Origin of the sequence: uncultured Limnohabitans sp., assembly GCF_937889215.1 — a bacterium.
Classification (GTDB): Bacteria; Pseudomonadota; Gammaproteobacteria; order Burkholderiales; family Burkholderiaceae_C; genus Limnohabitans_A.
This window is the reverse complement of the sequence record NZ_CALBEX010000149.1, coordinates 1-1,053: the sequence shown is the minus strand read 5'-3', so window position 1 is coordinate 1,053 and position 1,053 is coordinate 1. Positions and strand designations below refer to the sequence as shown.

Below are 1,053 nucleotides of genomic sequence, written 5' to 3'. Positions count from 1 at the left end.
TTCACAAAGGCTTCGCCAAATGTCTTGCCCACGCCCATGACTTCGCCCGTGGACTTCATCTCAGGGCCGAGGATGGTGTCGACGCCAGGGAACTTCACGAAGGGAAAGACGGCTTCTTTCACGCTGAAATACGGGGGTGTCACTTCTTTCGTGATGCCTTGCGACGCCAGAGACTGGCCGGCCATGCAACGCGCCGCCACCTTGGCCAACTGAATACCGGTAGCTTTGGAGACATAAGGCACAGTGCGTGAGGCGCGTGGGTTGACTTCCAGCACATAGATCACGTCTTGGCCATCCACATGCTGGATGGCGAACTGTACGTTCATCAAACCGACCACGTTCAAAGCACCAGCCATGGCGGCCGATTGGCGCTTGAGTTCGTTGACGGTTTCAGCCGACAACGAGTAAGGCGGCAAAGAGCAAGCAGAGTCACCGCTGTGGACACCCGCTTGTTCGATGTGTTCCATCACGCCACCGATGAAGGTCTTGCCTTCGGGGTCGCGCAGGCAGTCCACATCACACTCAATGGCGTCGTTCAGGAAACGATCTAGCAAAACAGGCGAGTCGTGCGACACCTTGACCGCTTCGCGCATGTAGCGCTCCAGGTCGCGTTGCTCGTGCACGATTTCCATGGCACGGCCACCCAACACATAACTGGGGCGCACTACCAAGGGGTAACCCAAGGCTGCGGCCTTTTCCAGCGCTTCTGGCTCTGTGCGTGCCGTGGCGTTGGGGGGCTGACGCAAACCGAGGTCTTGCAGTAATTTTTGGAAACGCTCACGGTCTTCGGCCGCGTCGATCATGTCGGGGCTGGTGCCGATGATGGGCACGCCAGCGGCTTCCAGGTCCAGTGCCAATTTCAAAGGTGTTTGACCGCCGTATTGAACGATGACGCCGGTTGGCTTTTCCTTGTCGACGATTTCAAGCACGTCTTCCAAAGTGACGGGTTCAAAGTACAAGCGATCCGAGGTGTCGTAGTCGGTCGACACCGTCTCGGGGTTGCAGTTGACCATGATGGTTTCGTAACCGTCTTCGCGCATGGCCAAGGCGGCG

At 57.8% G+C, this 1,053-nt stretch carries 1 protein-coding gene; it reads right to left on the bottom strand.

Annotated elements, in window-relative coordinates:
• The coding region (locus tag Q0341_RS03770; protein WP_299510672.1) for an ATP-grasp domain-containing protein at positions 1-1,053 on the bottom strand (1,053 nt) is incomplete at both ends.